The sequence below is a fragment of the Pasteurella testudinis DSM 23072 genome, assembly GCF_900176075.1.
GTDB classification, from domain to species: domain Bacteria; phylum Pseudomonadota; class Gammaproteobacteria; order Enterobacterales; family Pasteurellaceae; genus Chelonobacter; species Chelonobacter testudinis.
In genome coordinates this window covers 1-14,444 of record NZ_FWWV01000030.1, presented here as the reverse complement: position 1 = coordinate 14,444, position 14,444 = coordinate 1, and the positions used below count along the sequence as shown (strand labels likewise).

Genomic DNA, 14,444 nt, shown 5'->3' with positions numbered 1-14,444 from the left:
TTCATTATATCGGAGGATTTTTTCTTTTCATCGCTTAAGCTCTTTGATTCCATACGCATAGCGTATGGTTTTTATAGGCAGTCTTCGTCTGCCTATAATAAAAAACCGCACTTTGCGGTAGAGTACAAAGTGCGGTTTAAGCCGTCACAGCGGCGTCATTTTAGGTTTTGATTTTTTCCGTCGCCGTGCCTTTGCGCACCACTTTGGCCTGTTTCACCATATTATCGGAAACTTCAAGAATGGTGATCAGCAAGCCCTCGATTTCGCACACCACCCCTTCCGCCGGAATTTCTTCCAGATGTTCCAAAATCAAGCCGTTAAACGTACGCGGGCCTTCGGTGCTCAGTTCCCAGCCGAATAACTTGTTCAGATCGCGGATATTTGCCTGCCCGTCAATCAGCACCGAGCCGTCCGATTGCTCGGTCACTTCCTCTTCGATCGACGGTGTCATCGAGGTAGTAAATTCGCCGACGATTTCCTCAAGAATATCTTCCAACGTCACCAAGCCTTTCAAATCGCCGTATTCGTCCACCACCAGCCCGATCCGCTCTTTGTTGGTTTTGAAATTCAATAGCTGGGTATTCAGCGGCGTGCCTTCCGGAATAAAATAGATTTCATCGGCGGCGCGGATCAAGGTTTCCTTGTTGAATTCGTTTTTGTCCAGCATTAAACGGTAAGCCTCGCGCACCCGCAACATACCCAACACGTTTTTATCCATATCGCCTTTGTACAGCACCACCCGACTGTGCGCGGCGTGGTTGAGCTGGCGCATAATCGCTTTCCAGTCGTCGTCAATATCAATGCCGCCGATATCGTTGCGCGGCACCATAATATCATCCACCGTGACCTCTTCCAGATCGAGAATCGACAGCAACATCTCTTGGTGGGCGGACGGAATAAATTTACCGGATTCGTGCACGATACTGCGCAGCTCTTCCTGACTGATGCTGTGCGCTTTGTGATCGGTTTTGATCCGCAATAATTTCATCAGCAATTTGGTGAAAAAATTAATGAAATACACCAACGGCATCGAAATTTTAAGCAGCACCGTCAAGATATGGCTGCTGGTAAACCCGACTTTCTCAGGGTGCATGGCAGCCAATGTCTTCGGCAGGATTTCGGAAAAGACCAACATCACAAAGGTCAATGCTCCGGTGGCGATCGCAACCCCGGCATCACCAAACAAGCGCATACCGATAATGGTGGCGATGGCAGACGCCACAATATTCACCATATTGTTAAAAATCAGAACCAGGCTAAGCAGGGTGTCGGTGCGTTTAAGCAGGGCTTCCGCTTTTTGTGCGCCTTTGTGTCCTTGTCCGGCAAGGTAGCGCATACGGTAGCGGTTAAGTGAAAGCAGGCCGGTTTCCGAGCCTGAAAAATAGGCGGAGCAAATAAGCAGTACGACTAAAATGATAAATAACGTACTAAGGGGGATACTGTCCAAAGAAATTTTCCTTCCGTTGAGAAATCATCTTGAAAGTGCGGTTTAGACATAGAAATTGACCGCACTTTCAGACTTTGCTTACAACACCGGCAACGTTCGGCTGCCGAAATAAGCAATAGTGAGCAGAATCATACCCGAAATTGTATAAATTAGCACCCTCTTTCCGCGCCAGTGTAATTTCCGGTGGGCAATCAACAGCAGGCCAAACACCAGCCACGCCAAAAACGAGAAGATCGCTTTTTGGATCTGCTCCGGCGCAAAAAAGTTATGCAGCGAAACCGCGCCGCTGATCAACGCCAAACCCAAAAACAGCTCGCCGGCACATAAAATCTTAAAAAACTGGCGCTCGACGCTCATTAATGAGGGAATCATCGGCGAAAAGACGATTTTTTTACTTTTCAGTTTTTTCTCCAGCCAAACCAGCTGAAATACATATAACATCGCGATAAAGCACAGCGCATACGAAATCAGTGCCAGCGAAATATGAATCAAAAGTGCGGTATTATCATGGAAATAGGCAACCACCTCGACCGGAATCAGCGCCCCCGCCGCAATGCCCAAAATCGCAAAGCTGTATACAATCGGTAGCAAAAACCACAAGGTGTTCAGGTGTGACAGCGCCATCGTCACCAATAGGACAATCAGCAACGTCATCAAATTCAAAATATTCAATAGCGTAAAATTATACGGTTCGCTGCCGTTGGCAAATAATTGTTGAATAAACACGGCATGCAACACCACCGCCACTGCCGAGCTGATGATAAAGCGGCTGCGCTTCGGTTTCTGATTGCTGACGGCTGCGCCTTCGTGATTCTGCACCTGCAACAATTGCGGCAGCAGCGAAAAGGTACAAATTAAATATGCCATAATCGACAATGCGGCAAAGATGTACATAGCCTGAATTCTCGTCCTTCCAAGTTGAATTTATTGATAACCATTTCGCTTGAAAGTACCAGTTTTAACCCGATTTTTCTACTACAAAATGGTTTAAGGGTGAAAATAAGCGGAAATCTTGTATAATCGGCACTATCTTTCCGCCCCTTGCAAAAAAAGGCGGCGGCATTCATTACAGGAATTATGCTATGTTTGAAAACTTATCTGATCGGCTTTCCCACACCCTGCGTGCGATTCGCGGCCGTGCGCGCCTGACCGAAGACAACATTAAAGAGACCCTGCGCGAAGTGCGCATGGCATTGCTGGAAGCTGATGTGGCGCTGCCGGTGGTGCGTGAATTTATCAATAAAGTCAAAGAAAGAGCGGTTGGGGTCGAAGTCAATAAAAGCCTGACCCCGGGACAGGAATTCGTCAAAATCGTACAAAGCGAGCTGGAAGCGGCGATGGGCGAAGCCAACGAAACCCTGAATCTTGCCACCCAGCCGCCGGCGGTGATCTTAATGGCGGGTCTGCAAGGGGCGGGTAAAACCACCAGCGTCGGCAAACTGGCGAAATTCCTGCGCGAACGGCACAAGAAAAAAGTGTTGGTGGTGTCTGCCGACGTTTACCGTCCGGCGGCGATCAAGCAATTAGAAACCTTAGCCGAAACGGTCAACGCCGACTTCTTTCCGTCCGACACCAGCCAAAGTGCGGTGCACATTGCCGAAAGCGCATTGGCGCACGCCAAGCTGAAATTTTATGACGTGTTGATTGTCGATACCGCCGGTCGCTTGCATGTCGACGGCGAAATGATGGACGAAATCAAAGCGGTTCATGCGGCGTTAAATCCAATCGAAACCCTGTTTACCGTCGATGCGATGACCGGACAAGATGCCGCCAACACTGCCAAAGCCTTTAACGAAGCCTTACCGCTGACCGGCGTGATCCTGACCAAAGTGGACGGCGATGCGCGCGGCGGGGCGGCATTGTCGATTCGTCAAATTACCGGCAAACCGATTAAGTTCTTGGGTATGGGCGAAAAAACCGATGCGCTCGAACCGTTCTATCCCGATCGTGTCGCGTCGCGCATTCTCGGCATGGGCGATGTGTTGTCGTTGATCGAGGATCTGGAACGCTCGGTCGATAAAGAAAAAGCCGAAAAGATGGCACAGAAATTCAAGAAAGGCGATGATTTCAGCTTGGAAGATTTCCGTGAACAGCTAATCGAGATGAAAAAAATGGGCGGCATGATGAGCATGTTGGAAAAACTACCCGGCGCAAAAAATCTGCCGGATCATGTCAAAGGTCAAGTCGACGACAAAATGTTCAACAAAATGGAAGCGATGATCAACTCCATGACCTTCAAAGAGCGGCAAAACCCCGACATCATCAAAGGCTCGCGCAAACGCCGGATTGCGCAAGGTTCCGGCACGCAGGTGCAGGATCTGAACAAAATGCTGAAGCAGTTTACCGAAATGCAGCGCATGATGAAAAAAATGCGCAAGGGCGGTATGGCAAAAATGATGAAGGGCATGAAAGGCATGATGGGCGGCGGCGGAATGGGCGGCTTGGGCAATATGTTCAGACGTTAATCCGGCAAGTGCGGTTTCCGACCGCACTTTTGTTTCTCGGAGGAAATATGATTCAAATTACCGCACTTGATCATTTGGTATTAACTGTCGCCGATCTGCAACGCACGCTGGATTTTTACACCCGAGTGTTAGGTATGCAGGAAATCACTTTCGGCGAAAAGCGTAAAGCGTTGCTGTTCGGACAACAGAAGATTAATTTGCATGTGAAAGGCAAAGAGATCGAACCGAAAGCGGCGCAGGCAGTTTGCGGCTCAGCGGATTTATGCCTGTTGACCGCCAGTGATTTAAACCAAGTAATTGAGCACTTGCAACGGCATAACGTCGAGATTATCGATGGCATTGTGCCGCGCACCGGTGCGCTCGGCGCTATCGAGTCGGTTTATTTGCGCGATCCCGACGGAAACCTGCTGGAAATCAGCCGTTATCCCTAGGCATGCCGCCGTTATCCCTAGGCGTGCCGCTATCCGTAGCCGTGCCGTTATCCGTAGCCATGCCGTCTTCCACCAAAAATTCATGCGGCACGGTAAAGCAAAAAATACTGCCCTTGCCCGGCTCGCTACGGATGTTTAAATGGCTGTTAATATGCGCCAACGCATACTTCACAATCGCCAAACCGATGCCGCTACCGCCGCTGTCACGGCTGCGTGACTCCTGCACCCGATAAAAGCGTTCGGTCAAGTGCGGTAAATGTTCCGCAGCAATCCCCTTGCCATTATCTTTCACCTCAAAGTAAGCACCGTCATCACATTTTTTCCAACAAACCTCGATTTTATCGCCTTCCGAATGCTTAATGGCGTTGTAGACCAAATTCGAGAACAGGCTGTTCAGCTCCGCCGGATTGCCTTTCACTTTCAAGTGCGGTTCCAATTCAAAACTGACATGGTGCGCCTGATCGCTCAAAATTTCCGAATCCTTCGCCAACAACTGTAAGATAGCCGGCACATCAACCACTTCCTGCTGATCATTCGGCGACGAGGTTTCGATTTTAATCAAAAAGGTCAGCTGTTGCAGCAAATTGCTCATGCGCTGCACCTGCTCCTGCATAATCGCAACCGCTCTGGCGTGCAGCGCTTTCGACGCCTTGCGATCCTCCAGCATCTCCAAATAGCCCTGAAGCACGGTTAACGGGGTGCGTAATTCATGATTGAGATTGGACAGAAAAATCTGGCGGCTTTGTAGCAATTTGATGATTTGGGTAATATCGCGCGCAATCAGCATGTAATTTTCATCGTCGTAGCGATTCAAATTGACCTCGATATATTGATCGTGGGTCGGCATCAATACCAATGGCGTTTTGTGTTCGCCGCTTTCAAAATAGGCCTTGAACTCCGGATAAAAAATCACGTTCAGCAGATTTTTATTGCTTTTTTTATTCCAGAAAAAAGAGAACAGTTCCTGTGCCGCATTATTACACCAATAAATCTGTCCGTCATAATGGCAAATAATCACCGCGTCGGGGATAAACTGGATATTTTTATTCAGGCGCGACAAAATCCGTAAGGTTCTAAACCGCTCTTTATGCGAACGGCGTTTTTGGTACGCGAGGGTTTGCGAAATGGTTTCCCAGATGCCGATTTGATATTTGTCGCTGACACGGTTGCGATCCAGCATTTTCAGAAAACGGGTTTCGCTGTAATGATGCCAAATCAGAATCAGCAATATCACCAATAAAAACCACACCAAAAATGTCCCGCTGAAATAACTGAAAACAGCGGCAATCACCGCGGCGACCGACAATTCGACCACAAAGTTAAAGCAGGGCATTTTAAGCATGGTAATTCCTATTTGGTCTGTTTCGAGAAGCGATAACCGGCACCGCGCACCGTTTGGATATATTGATCGTAACCGTGTTTTTCCAGACTTTTGCGCAAACGGCGGATATACACATCAACGGTGCGATCCTCGACATAAATATCATCGCCCCACACCCGATCGAGCAGTTTCTCGCGGCTATAGACTTTTTCAGGGTGTTTCATAAAAAAATTCAACAGTTTAAATTCGGTTGAACTCAGGGTAATCTCTTTATTTTTGCAACTGACCCGATGGGTATTGTTATCCAGCACCAAGCCGTCAATTTCCAGCACCTGTTCCATCTGTTCGAAACCGCTGCGGCGCAACACCGCTTTCAGGCGCGCCACCAACTCTTTCGGCGAAAACGGTTTGGTGACGTAATCGTCCGCACCGGCGTTCAGGCAGGCGATACAGTCCGCCTCTTCGCTTTTGGCAGTCAACATCACCACCGGCACTTTGCTGCACTCTTCGTGCTGTTTTAAATATTGCAAAAACTGCAAACCGGATTTGCCCGGCAGCATCCAGTCCAACACCACCAAGTGCGGTATCTGTTGCCCGACCTGCCTAATCGCACTGCGGTAATCGCCGGCTTCCATCACGTCATAGCCTTGTTGCACCAACACCAATGCCACCATCTCGCGAATGGCGGCTTCATCTTCCACTAACAGGATTTTCGTGGACATCAAGATCTCCTTTTCTCAACTTCATTCGCCTACATAGTAAAAGAAAGGCGAATATGAATTTTTCTTATAATCGCTTCACACTATAGCAAAGAAACGGCGTAAAGCTCAATATTGCTTGAAAAACAAACCGCACTTGTTTCTTTATTTGGAATGATTAGAATAGGTGCATACTTCGCAAGGATCACTTCAACTATGTTTTCTCAATTTTTGTTTTCTCGATTTTTACCTGATTTTCATCACGAGCAACCGGCAACCAAAGCGGTCTTTTTTCTCGCCGGTTTTATCACCGCGGCATGGGCGGCAATTATTCCGTTTGTGAAAGCCAATGTACAAATCAGCGACGGCACAATGGGCTTGATGTTGCTCTGTTTGGGCGGCGGCGCATTAGTCGGCATGCCGATTGCCGGTGGTTTCAGCGCGAAATACGGTTGTCGCAGAGTGCTGATCAGTGCGGTTTGCGGCTGTGCCTTGTTATTTCCATTGCTGATTTTTGTCAGCTCGCCGCTGGCATTGGCGGTGGTGCTGGTGCTGTTCGGCACTTGCTTGGGAATCACCGATTGCACGATGAACATTCAAGCCGTGATGGTGGAAAAAGCCTCAGCAACGCCGTTAATGTCAGGCTTTCACGGCTTTTATAGCCTCGGCGGCATGTGCGGTGCGCTGGTGTTGACCGCACTTTTGTCGCTCGGCGTGAATGTGGTTGTGGCTTGCTTCCTAACTGTGGCATTTATTTTCGCCTTGCTCAGTCTGTGCCAAGTCGGGTTTCGCCGTGATATTGCCGAGCAACAGGGGCAATTGTTCGCGTTGCCGAAAGGCGTGGTATTTTATATCGGCGTGGTCTGCTTCGTATTTTTCCTCGCCGAAGGCACGGTGTTGGATTGGAGCGGCATTTTCTTAAGTGAATATCGTGCCGTGCCGAATGCTTCCGCCGGTTTGGGCGTTGCCTGTTTCTCGGTGGCGATGACTATTGGGCGTTTGCTCGGCGATCGTGCTGTGAGCTATATCGGCGCAAAACCGATGATGTTGCTCGGCTCGCTCACAGCGATGTTCGGCTTTTTGTTGAGCTTATCTCTTGACCTATGGCAAGCGGCCTTGGTGGGCTATAGCTTGATCGGTTTGGGCTGCTCCAACATTGTGCCGATTTTGTTTTCCGCCACCGGCAAACAAGCGGAAATGCCGGAAGCCTTAGCCGTCACTGCCGTTTCAACCTTGGGTTATGTCGGCGTGTTGGCAGGCCCGGCCTTAGTCGGCTTGGGCGCAGAAATTTACAGTTTACCGACGGCGTTGTTTTTTGTCGTGGGTCTCATTTTCTTGGCGACACTGCTAAGTCGCCGCATTCATGTTTAAAGTAATGTCATCCGCATTGTGCTAAAAAATGATTTTTAATTAAAAAGCCATTGATAAAAGCCGTTTAACCGCAAATTAAACGGCTTTATTAAGTTTTGCTTAATAATTAAATAAGCAAAGCGTTGATTGTTTTCCCGACTGCTCCTGCCTATACTGCACCGCACTTACCCCACATTAACACGATAGGAAACGATATGAACTTTAAACAAGCGAACTTTAAACAAGCATTGGTTCTAACCGCACTTTTAAGCACCGCTTTAGGCGCACAGGCGGACGAGCTGAAATTGTCGCTGTTCAATCCACAAGCCAACAGCGTGATGCCAGTCAGCTCAGTGATTGTCGAAGGTGACAATGAAGTGCTGTTGGTGGACGCACAATTTCAACGCAACGATGCCGAAATCTTAGTCGAGCAAATCAAAGCCACCGGCAAACCGCTGAAAACCATTTTTATCAGCCATAGCGACCCTGACTATTATTTCGGCTTAGACGTGATTACCCATGCGTTCCCTGACGCCAAAGTGCTTGCCACCCCTGAGACTGCCAAACGCATTCGTGGCAACATCATCGGCAAAGCGGATTTTTGGTCGCCGATTTTAGCAGACAATGCGCCGCGCGCTTTAGTGTTGCCGCAACCAACCGACGCAACCGCACTTTCCATCGGCACAAGCCAAATTGAGATTAAAAATTTAGACCACGATCCTGCACACACCTACTTGTGGATCGACGAACTGAAAACCATTTTGGGTGGCGTGTCGGTGTATGACAATTTGCACGTTTGGGTGGCGGACGATCAAACCGAAGCGGAACGCAAAACATGGTTGAACACCTTAAACGAGATGCAACAACTTGCACCAAAAAGCGTGATCGCCGGACATTCGTTAGGCACAAACTATTCGCCTGCGAGTCTGGATTTCACCAAAACCTATTTACAACAATTTGAAGCTGAAAATAAAACGGCGAAAAACAGCGCGGAATTAATCGAAGCAATGAAAAAACACTATCCGAATTTAGGCGAAGAGAGCAGCCTTGAACTGGGAGCGAAAGTCGTGAAAGGAGAAGAAAAATGGCCGCAGTAAAACTAACTTATCTCTTCGATCCACTCTGCGGTTGGTGCTACGGCGCATCGCCCGCAGTTTCTGAGATTGCCAAACATAAGGAGATTGAATTACAACTGCTGCCGACCGGCTTATTCAGTGGTGGCGAACGCAGCATGAATGCGGAGTTTTCCCAATACGCGTGGTCAAACGATCAACGTATTCAAACGCTTACCGGACAACTGTTTTCCGACATCTATTATCAAAACGTGTTGCAAGCCTTTGGCACACCGTTCAACTCTTTTGCGATGGTACAAGCCTTAACTGCGGTGCAGCCTGAACAACGCCTGACCGCACTTTCAGCAATGCAGCAGGCGCGTTATGTAGCTGGGCGCAATGTTACCGATTTGGCTGTATTAGCTGAAATCCTGCGTGAAAACGGTTTTGGCGATGCGGCGGAGAAGCTATTCTCTGAAAATAACAAGCAAAGTGCGGTCGAATGGATTCAAACAGGGCAACAACTGGCGGCAAAACTGGGTATTCAAGGCGTGCCGGCTTTGCTATTACACACTGAAAATGGCGAAGTGAAAGTCTTGCCGAACGGCTGGTTATATCAAGATATTGATAAGCTGGCTGAAAAAATCAACGCTGTGATGTAAATACAATGCCGCCTGAAAATATCTTCAGGCGGCATAAATATAATAAGCGCATTATACTCCAAAAACGAATATATCACTTTTTAGCGCATTCTTTTAACGCATTTCTTTAACGCATTTCTTTAACGCATTTCTTTAACGCATTTCTTTAACGCATTTCTTTAACGCATTTCTTTAACGCATTTCTTTAATGCATTCCTTTAACGCATGGTCACGAACTCTTCCGATCCGGTCGGGTGAATCGCCACGGTGTTGTCGAAATCGGCTTTGGTTGCGCCCATTTTGATCGCCACCGCAAAACCTTGAATCATTTCGTCCACGCCGAAACCGATGCCGTGCAAGCCGACGATTTTCTCATCGGGACCGGCACATACCAGTTTCATACGGCACGGCTGGCGGTGTCGGGTGACGGCGGTGTACATCGCCGTAAACGAGGATTTATACACTTTCACGTTGGCTTCGCCGTATTGTTCGATCGCTTGCGGTTCGGTCAAACCGATCGTGCCGATTGGCGGGTGGCTGAATACCACCGTCGGAATCAGGTTGTAATCCAAGTGCTCGTTCGGTTTGTGGTTAAATAAACGTTCGGACAAACGTCGTCCCGCCGCCACGGCAACCGGTGTCAGCTCGACTGCGCCGGTATTATCACCAACCGCGTAAATGCCTTTCACATTAGTATTTTGGAATTTATCCACCGGAATATACCCTTTGGCGTTGGTTTGTACGCCGGCTGCCGCCAGATTGATATTGTCGGTTGCCGGTTCGCGCCCGATCGCCCAAACCAAGGTATCCACGGTTTGCTCACGTCCGTCTTCCAGTTTGACGGTCAGGCTGCCGTCGGCATTTTTGACGATTTCCTGCGGAATCGCATGGGTATGCAACGTCAGGCCTTCGCTGTTGATCACTTCCAACAGGGTTTCGACGATTAACGGATCGAAGCTACGCAACGGTGCGTGCTGACGCACAAACAGATGGGTTTCCACGCCCAAATTATGCAGCACACCGGCTAACTCCACCGCAATATAGCCGGCGCCGACCACCGCCACACGTTTCGGCAACTGGTTTAACGCAAAGACGCCGTCAGAATTGATGCCGTATTCCGCGCCTTTGATGTTCGGCATCGACGGACGGCCACCGGTAGCGATCAGGATATGATCAGCGCTGATCTGCTCGCCGTTCACTTCCACCGTGTTGTGGTTGACAAATTTAGCAAAGCCATTGATCACATCAACCTTGTTGTTGCCCAACACCCGCTCGTAGGACTGGTGAATCCGCCCGATATAGGCTTGGCGGCTTTCGACCAATTTTGAAAAATCAAAGCCGTTCAGATTGACATCAAAACCGTAATCGGCGGCATACAAGTTGATTGCTTCGGCGATTTGCGCACCGTGCCACATCACTTTTTTCGGCACACAGCCCACATTGACGCAAGTACCGCCGAGATATTTCGCTTCGATAATCGCGCATTTTTTGCCGTAGCTTGCGGCACGGTTAATCGAGGCGATACCGCCGCTACCGCCGCCGATTGCCAGATAATCATAATGTTTCGTTGCCATGCTGTTTGTCCTTAACCTGATTTATCAATAAAAGTGCGGTTTATTCTGACCAAAAAGGCCGTGAAAAACCATTCAATAAAACTAATTATTTTGATTGTCGGTAACAATCTATCCTTTTCCGCTTATTCCGGCGTGATCCAATCTACTTTCCACGAGGCGGTGTTTTCCGGCACTAAGGTTTTGCACAGGTACGGCAAAACGGCTTTCATCTCGCTCTCCAGTGTCCACGGCGGATTGATCACAATCATGCCGCTGGCGGTCATGCCGCGTTGATCGGAATCGGGGCGTACCGCCAGTTCGATCTGCAAAATTTTACGAATGCCGCTCTGCTCCAAGCCGCGCACAATGCGCTTGACATGTTGGCGCAGCACCACCGGATACCAAATCGCATAAGTGCCGGTGGCAAAGCGTTTGTAGCCCTCTTCAACCGCCTGCACCACCAAATCGTAATCCTCTTTCAATTCATACGGAGGATCAATCAGCACCAGCCCGCGCCGCTCTTTCGGCGGCAGCGCCGCTTTCAGCTGTTGATAGCCGTTTTCACGCTTGGTAGTCACATTCTCAAACTGCTTAAAATTATTGCGCAACGTCGGAAAATCGCTCGGGTGCAGTTCGGTCAGCAAAGCACGATCTTGCGGGCGCAACAAATTGGCGGCGATTAGCGGCGAACCGGCATAGTGTTTCAGTTGCTCGCCATAATGAAGTTTTTTGATTTGCGCCACATAGTCCACCACTTCCGGCGGCAGATCGTCCCGTTGCCATAAACGGGCGATACCTTCCCGATATTCCGCGGTTTTTTCCGCTTCGTAACCGCTTAAACTATAGCGCCCGACACTGGCGTGGGTGTCGAGGTAAAAAAAGCCTTTCTCTTTTTGCTGCAAGGCACGGATAATCCGCACCAATACCAGATGTTTCAACACGTCGGCATGATTACCGGCGTGAAAGCTGTGGCGATAGCTCAGCATAGTTAGTCCTTTCCTATTTTTAAAATTGGCGACAGTTTACCGCACTTTGCATGCTTTTTCTTTATTCTTCTCTTGAATTCGGGTAAAACATACCGCACTTAATTTAAAAATAATCACAACGATAAGAGAAATTATGAATAATCCATTATTAAATCAACGCGGCCTACCGCACTTTTCGCAAATTCAGCCCGAGCACATCGTGCCGGCGATTGAACAGTTAATCCAACAAGCGCGCCAAACCGTCGCCGACGTGCTGCAACAACCGCACTTTAGCTGGGACAATTTTGTGCAACCGCTCAGCGAAGCTGGTGATCGGCTGGGTCGGGCGTGGTCGCCGGTCAGCCATTTGAATGCGGTGAAAAACAGCCCTGAACTGCGCGAAGCCTATCAAGCCTGCCTGCCGTTATTGTCCGAATACAGCACTTGGCTCGGACAACATCAAGGGCTGTTCGAGGCCTATTCGCAGCTGAAAAACAGCGCTGAGTTCGCCGAATTGTCGTTGGCACAACAAAAATCGATTAACGACACCTTGCGTGATTTCGAATTGTCGGGCATTGCTTTACCGCCGGAAAAACAACAACGCTACGGCGAAATCGTCGCTCGCTTGTCCGAGCTCAGCTCGCAATTCAGCAATAATGTGCTCGATGCCACCATGGGTTGGGATAAAGTGATCACAGATGAAAGCCAGTTGCAAGGCTTGCCGGAATCGGCGTTGCAAGCGGCGAAAGAGGCGGCGCAAAGCAAAGAGCTGGACGGCTACCGTTTCACCTTGGAATTTCCAAGCTATCTGCCGGTGATGACCTATTGCGAAAACCGCACTTTGCGCGAAGAGATGTACCGCGCGTTTAACACCCGCGCCTCCGATCAAGGCCCGAATGCCGGCACTTGGGACAACAGCCCGTTAATCGAAGAGATTATGCAACTGCGCTTTGAATTGGCACAACTGCTCGGCTTCGCCACTTACGCCGACTACTCTCTTGCCACCAAAATGGCGGAAAGCCCGACGCAAGTGCTGGATTTCTTGGAGAATTTGGCGACGCGCGCCAAACCGCAAGGGGAAAAAGAGCTGGCGGAATTGACCGCTTACACCGCACAGACTTTCGGCATCGAGCAGCTTGAGCCGTGGGACATTGCGTTCTACAGCGAGAAACAGAAACAACATCTGTTTGCGATCAACGATGAAGAGCTGCGCCCATACTTCCCTGAAAATCGGGTGTTAAACGGCTTATTTGAGGTGGTGAACCGTATTTTCGGTATCACGGCAAAAGAGCGGTTTGATATTGACGTATGGCACGATGAAGTGCGCTTTTTCGAGCTGTACGACCGCAACAACGAGCTGCGCGGTAGCTTCTATCTGGATCTGTATGCACGTCCGCACAAACGCGGCGGCGCGTGGATGGACGACTATATCGGGCGCAAACGCCTTGCCAACGGTGAAATTCAAAAACCGGTGGCGTATTTGGTGTGCAACTTCAACCGCCCGATTGGCGACAAACCGGCATTGTTCACCCACGATGAAGTCACCACCCTGTTCCACGAATTCGGACACGGTATCCACCACATGCTGACGTTGATCGATGTCGGCGGCGTGTCCGGTATCAACGGCGTGCCGTGGGACGCAGTCGAATTGCCAAGCCAATTTATGGAAAATTGGTGTTGGGAAAAAGAGGCGTTGGATTTTATCTCCGGTCATTACCAAACTAACGAACCGTTGCCGACGGAAAAATTGACCCAACTGCTGGCGGCAAAAAACTATCAAGCGGCAATGTTCGTATTGCGCCAGTTAGAATTCGCTATTTTCGATTTCCGCCTGCACTATCAATATGATCCAAAGTGCGGTGCGCAAGTGTTGGAAACCCTGAAAACGGTAAAAGATCAGGTGTCGCTATTCAAAGCCGTCGACTGGGTACGCACGCCGCATGCGTTCAGCCACATCTTCGCCGGCGGCTACTCCGCCGGTTACTACAGCTATTTATGGGCGGAAGTGCTGTCTGCCGATGCCTTCTCGCTGTTTGAAGAACAAGGCATTTTCAATCCGCAAACCGGTCAGGCATTTTTGGATCATATCCTGACCCGCGGCGGCTCGGAAGAACCGATGGCACTGTTCAAACGCTTCCGCGGCCGCGAACCGCAACTGGACGCGCTGTTAAGACACAAAGGCATTGCCGGTTAAACCGCACTTTTCCCTCTATCTTCGCTAAACAGGTCGGGTATTTATGCCCGACCTGCTTTGTTATAGGCAGACGAAGACTGCCTATAAAAACCATACGCTATGCGTATGGAATCAAAGAGCTTAAGCGATGAAAAGAAAAAATCCTCCGATATAATGAATAAGGCTGACAACCAAAATTCAAAATATAGGAGGATATGCCAATGGCAAGTAAGTCCAATGACGATTCGAGTTTATCACACACAAGATGGAACTGTAAGTATCACATAGTCTTTACCCCTAAATTCAGACGAAAAGCGATTTATGGGAAATTACGAATGGATATAGGCA

At 49.2% G+C, this 14,444-nt stretch carries 12 protein-coding genes and 1 pseudogene; 7 read left to right on the top strand and 6 right to left on the bottom strand.

Annotation, left to right across the window (positions count from 1 at the left end; genetic code table 11):
- Positions 1-160: 160 nt before the first annotated feature.
- Entirely contained in the window at positions 161-1,447 is a 1,287-nt protein-coding gene (locus tag B8880_RS10045; RefSeq protein ID WP_084257480.1) for an HlyC/CorC family transporter, read from the bottom strand.
- A 78-nt stretch (positions 1,448-1,525) separates the two neighbouring features.
- Complete coding sequence (locus B8880_RS10040) at positions 1,526-2,341, bottom strand: cytochrome C assembly family protein (protein WP_084257479.1); 816 nt, start codon at positions 2,339-2,341, stop codon at positions 1,526-1,528.
- A gap of 188 nt (positions 2,342-2,529) precedes the next feature.
- Here B8880_RS10040 and ffh point away from each other — a divergent pair, with 188 nt between their 5' ends.
- Positions 2,530-3,912 carry a signal recognition particle protein gene (gene ffh, locus B8880_RS10035; protein WP_084257478.1) on the top strand — a complete coding sequence of 461 codons (1,383 nt, stop codon included), beginning with the start codon at positions 2,530-2,532 and terminating at the stop codon, positions 3,910-3,912.
- A gap of 47 nt (positions 3,913-3,959) precedes the next feature.
- The gene (locus tag B8880_RS10030) at positions 3,960-4,343 is read left to right on the top strand and encodes a VOC family protein (protein WP_084257477.1); all 384 of its coding nucleotides are present in this window, start codon (positions 3,960-3,962) and stop codon (positions 4,341-4,343) included.
- Here B8880_RS10030 and phoR read toward each other — a convergent pair.
- Both phoR and phoB read right to left on the bottom strand, forming a co-directional pair.
- The gene (gene phoR / locus B8880_RS10025) at positions 4,327-5,685 is read right to left on the bottom strand and encodes a phosphate regulon sensor histidine kinase PhoR (protein ID WP_084257476.1); all 1,359 of its coding nucleotides are present in this window, start codon (positions 5,683-5,685) and stop codon (positions 4,327-4,329) included. The two genes, B8880_RS10030 and phoR, sit on opposite strands and share 17 nt — an antisense overlap.
- A gap of 8 nt (positions 5,686-5,693) precedes the next feature.
- The gene (phoB, locus tag B8880_RS10020) at positions 5,694-6,386 is read right to left on the bottom strand and encodes a phosphate regulon transcriptional regulator PhoB (RefSeq protein WP_084257475.1); all 693 of its coding nucleotides are present in this window, start codon (positions 6,384-6,386) and stop codon (positions 5,694-5,696) included.
- Between the two features lie 192 nt (positions 6,387-6,578).
- On the opposite strand from phoB, the gene B8880_RS10015 reads away from it, so the two are divergent.
- From B8880_RS10015 to B8880_RS10005, 3 genes are all read left to right on the top strand, one after another.
- On the top strand, positions 6,579-7,733 hold the full coding sequence (locus B8880_RS10015) for an MFS transporter (RefSeq protein WP_084257474.1): 1,155 nt from the start codon (positions 6,579-6,581) through the stop codon (positions 7,731-7,733).
- Between the two features lie 194 nt (positions 7,734-7,927).
- Complete coding sequence (locus B8880_RS10010) at positions 7,928-8,809, top strand: MBL fold metallo-hydrolase (RefSeq protein ID WP_084257473.1); 882 nt, start codon at positions 7,928-7,930, stop codon at positions 8,807-8,809.
- Positions 8,797-9,426 carry a DsbA family protein gene (locus tag B8880_RS10005; RefSeq protein WP_084257472.1) on the top strand — a complete coding sequence of 210 codons (630 nt, stop codon included), beginning with the start codon at positions 8,797-8,799 and terminating at the stop codon, positions 9,424-9,426. The genes B8880_RS10010 and B8880_RS10005 overlap by 13 nt, the downstream gene beginning before the upstream one ends.
- Positions 9,427-9,623: 197 nt before the next feature.
- Here B8880_RS10005 and gorA read toward each other — a convergent pair whose 3' ends face one another.
- On the bottom strand, positions 9,624-10,979 hold the full coding sequence (gorA, locus tag B8880_RS10000) for a glutathione-disulfide reductase (protein ID WP_084257471.1): 1,356 nt from the start codon (positions 10,977-10,979) through the stop codon (positions 9,624-9,626).
- A gap of 122 nt (positions 10,980-11,101) precedes the next feature.
- A complete protein-coding gene (locus B8880_RS09995; protein WP_084257470.1) occupies positions 11,102-11,944 on the bottom strand; it encodes a 23S rRNA (adenine(2030)-N(6))-methyltransferase RlmJ in 843 nt (280 codons plus the stop codon).
- A gap of 133 nt (positions 11,945-12,077) precedes the next feature.
- Between B8880_RS09995 and prlC the strand changes: the two genes are divergently transcribed.
- Positions 12,078-14,117 carry an oligopeptidase A gene (prlC, locus tag B8880_RS09990; RefSeq protein WP_084257469.1) on the top strand — a complete coding sequence of 680 codons (2,040 nt, stop codon included), beginning with the start codon at positions 12,078-12,080 and terminating at the stop codon, positions 14,115-14,117.
- Positions 14,118-14,317: 200 nt separating this feature from the next.
- Positions 14,318-14,444 (top strand): annotated as a pseudogene (locus B8880_RS09985) (IS200/IS605 family transposase); the annotation flags it as partial.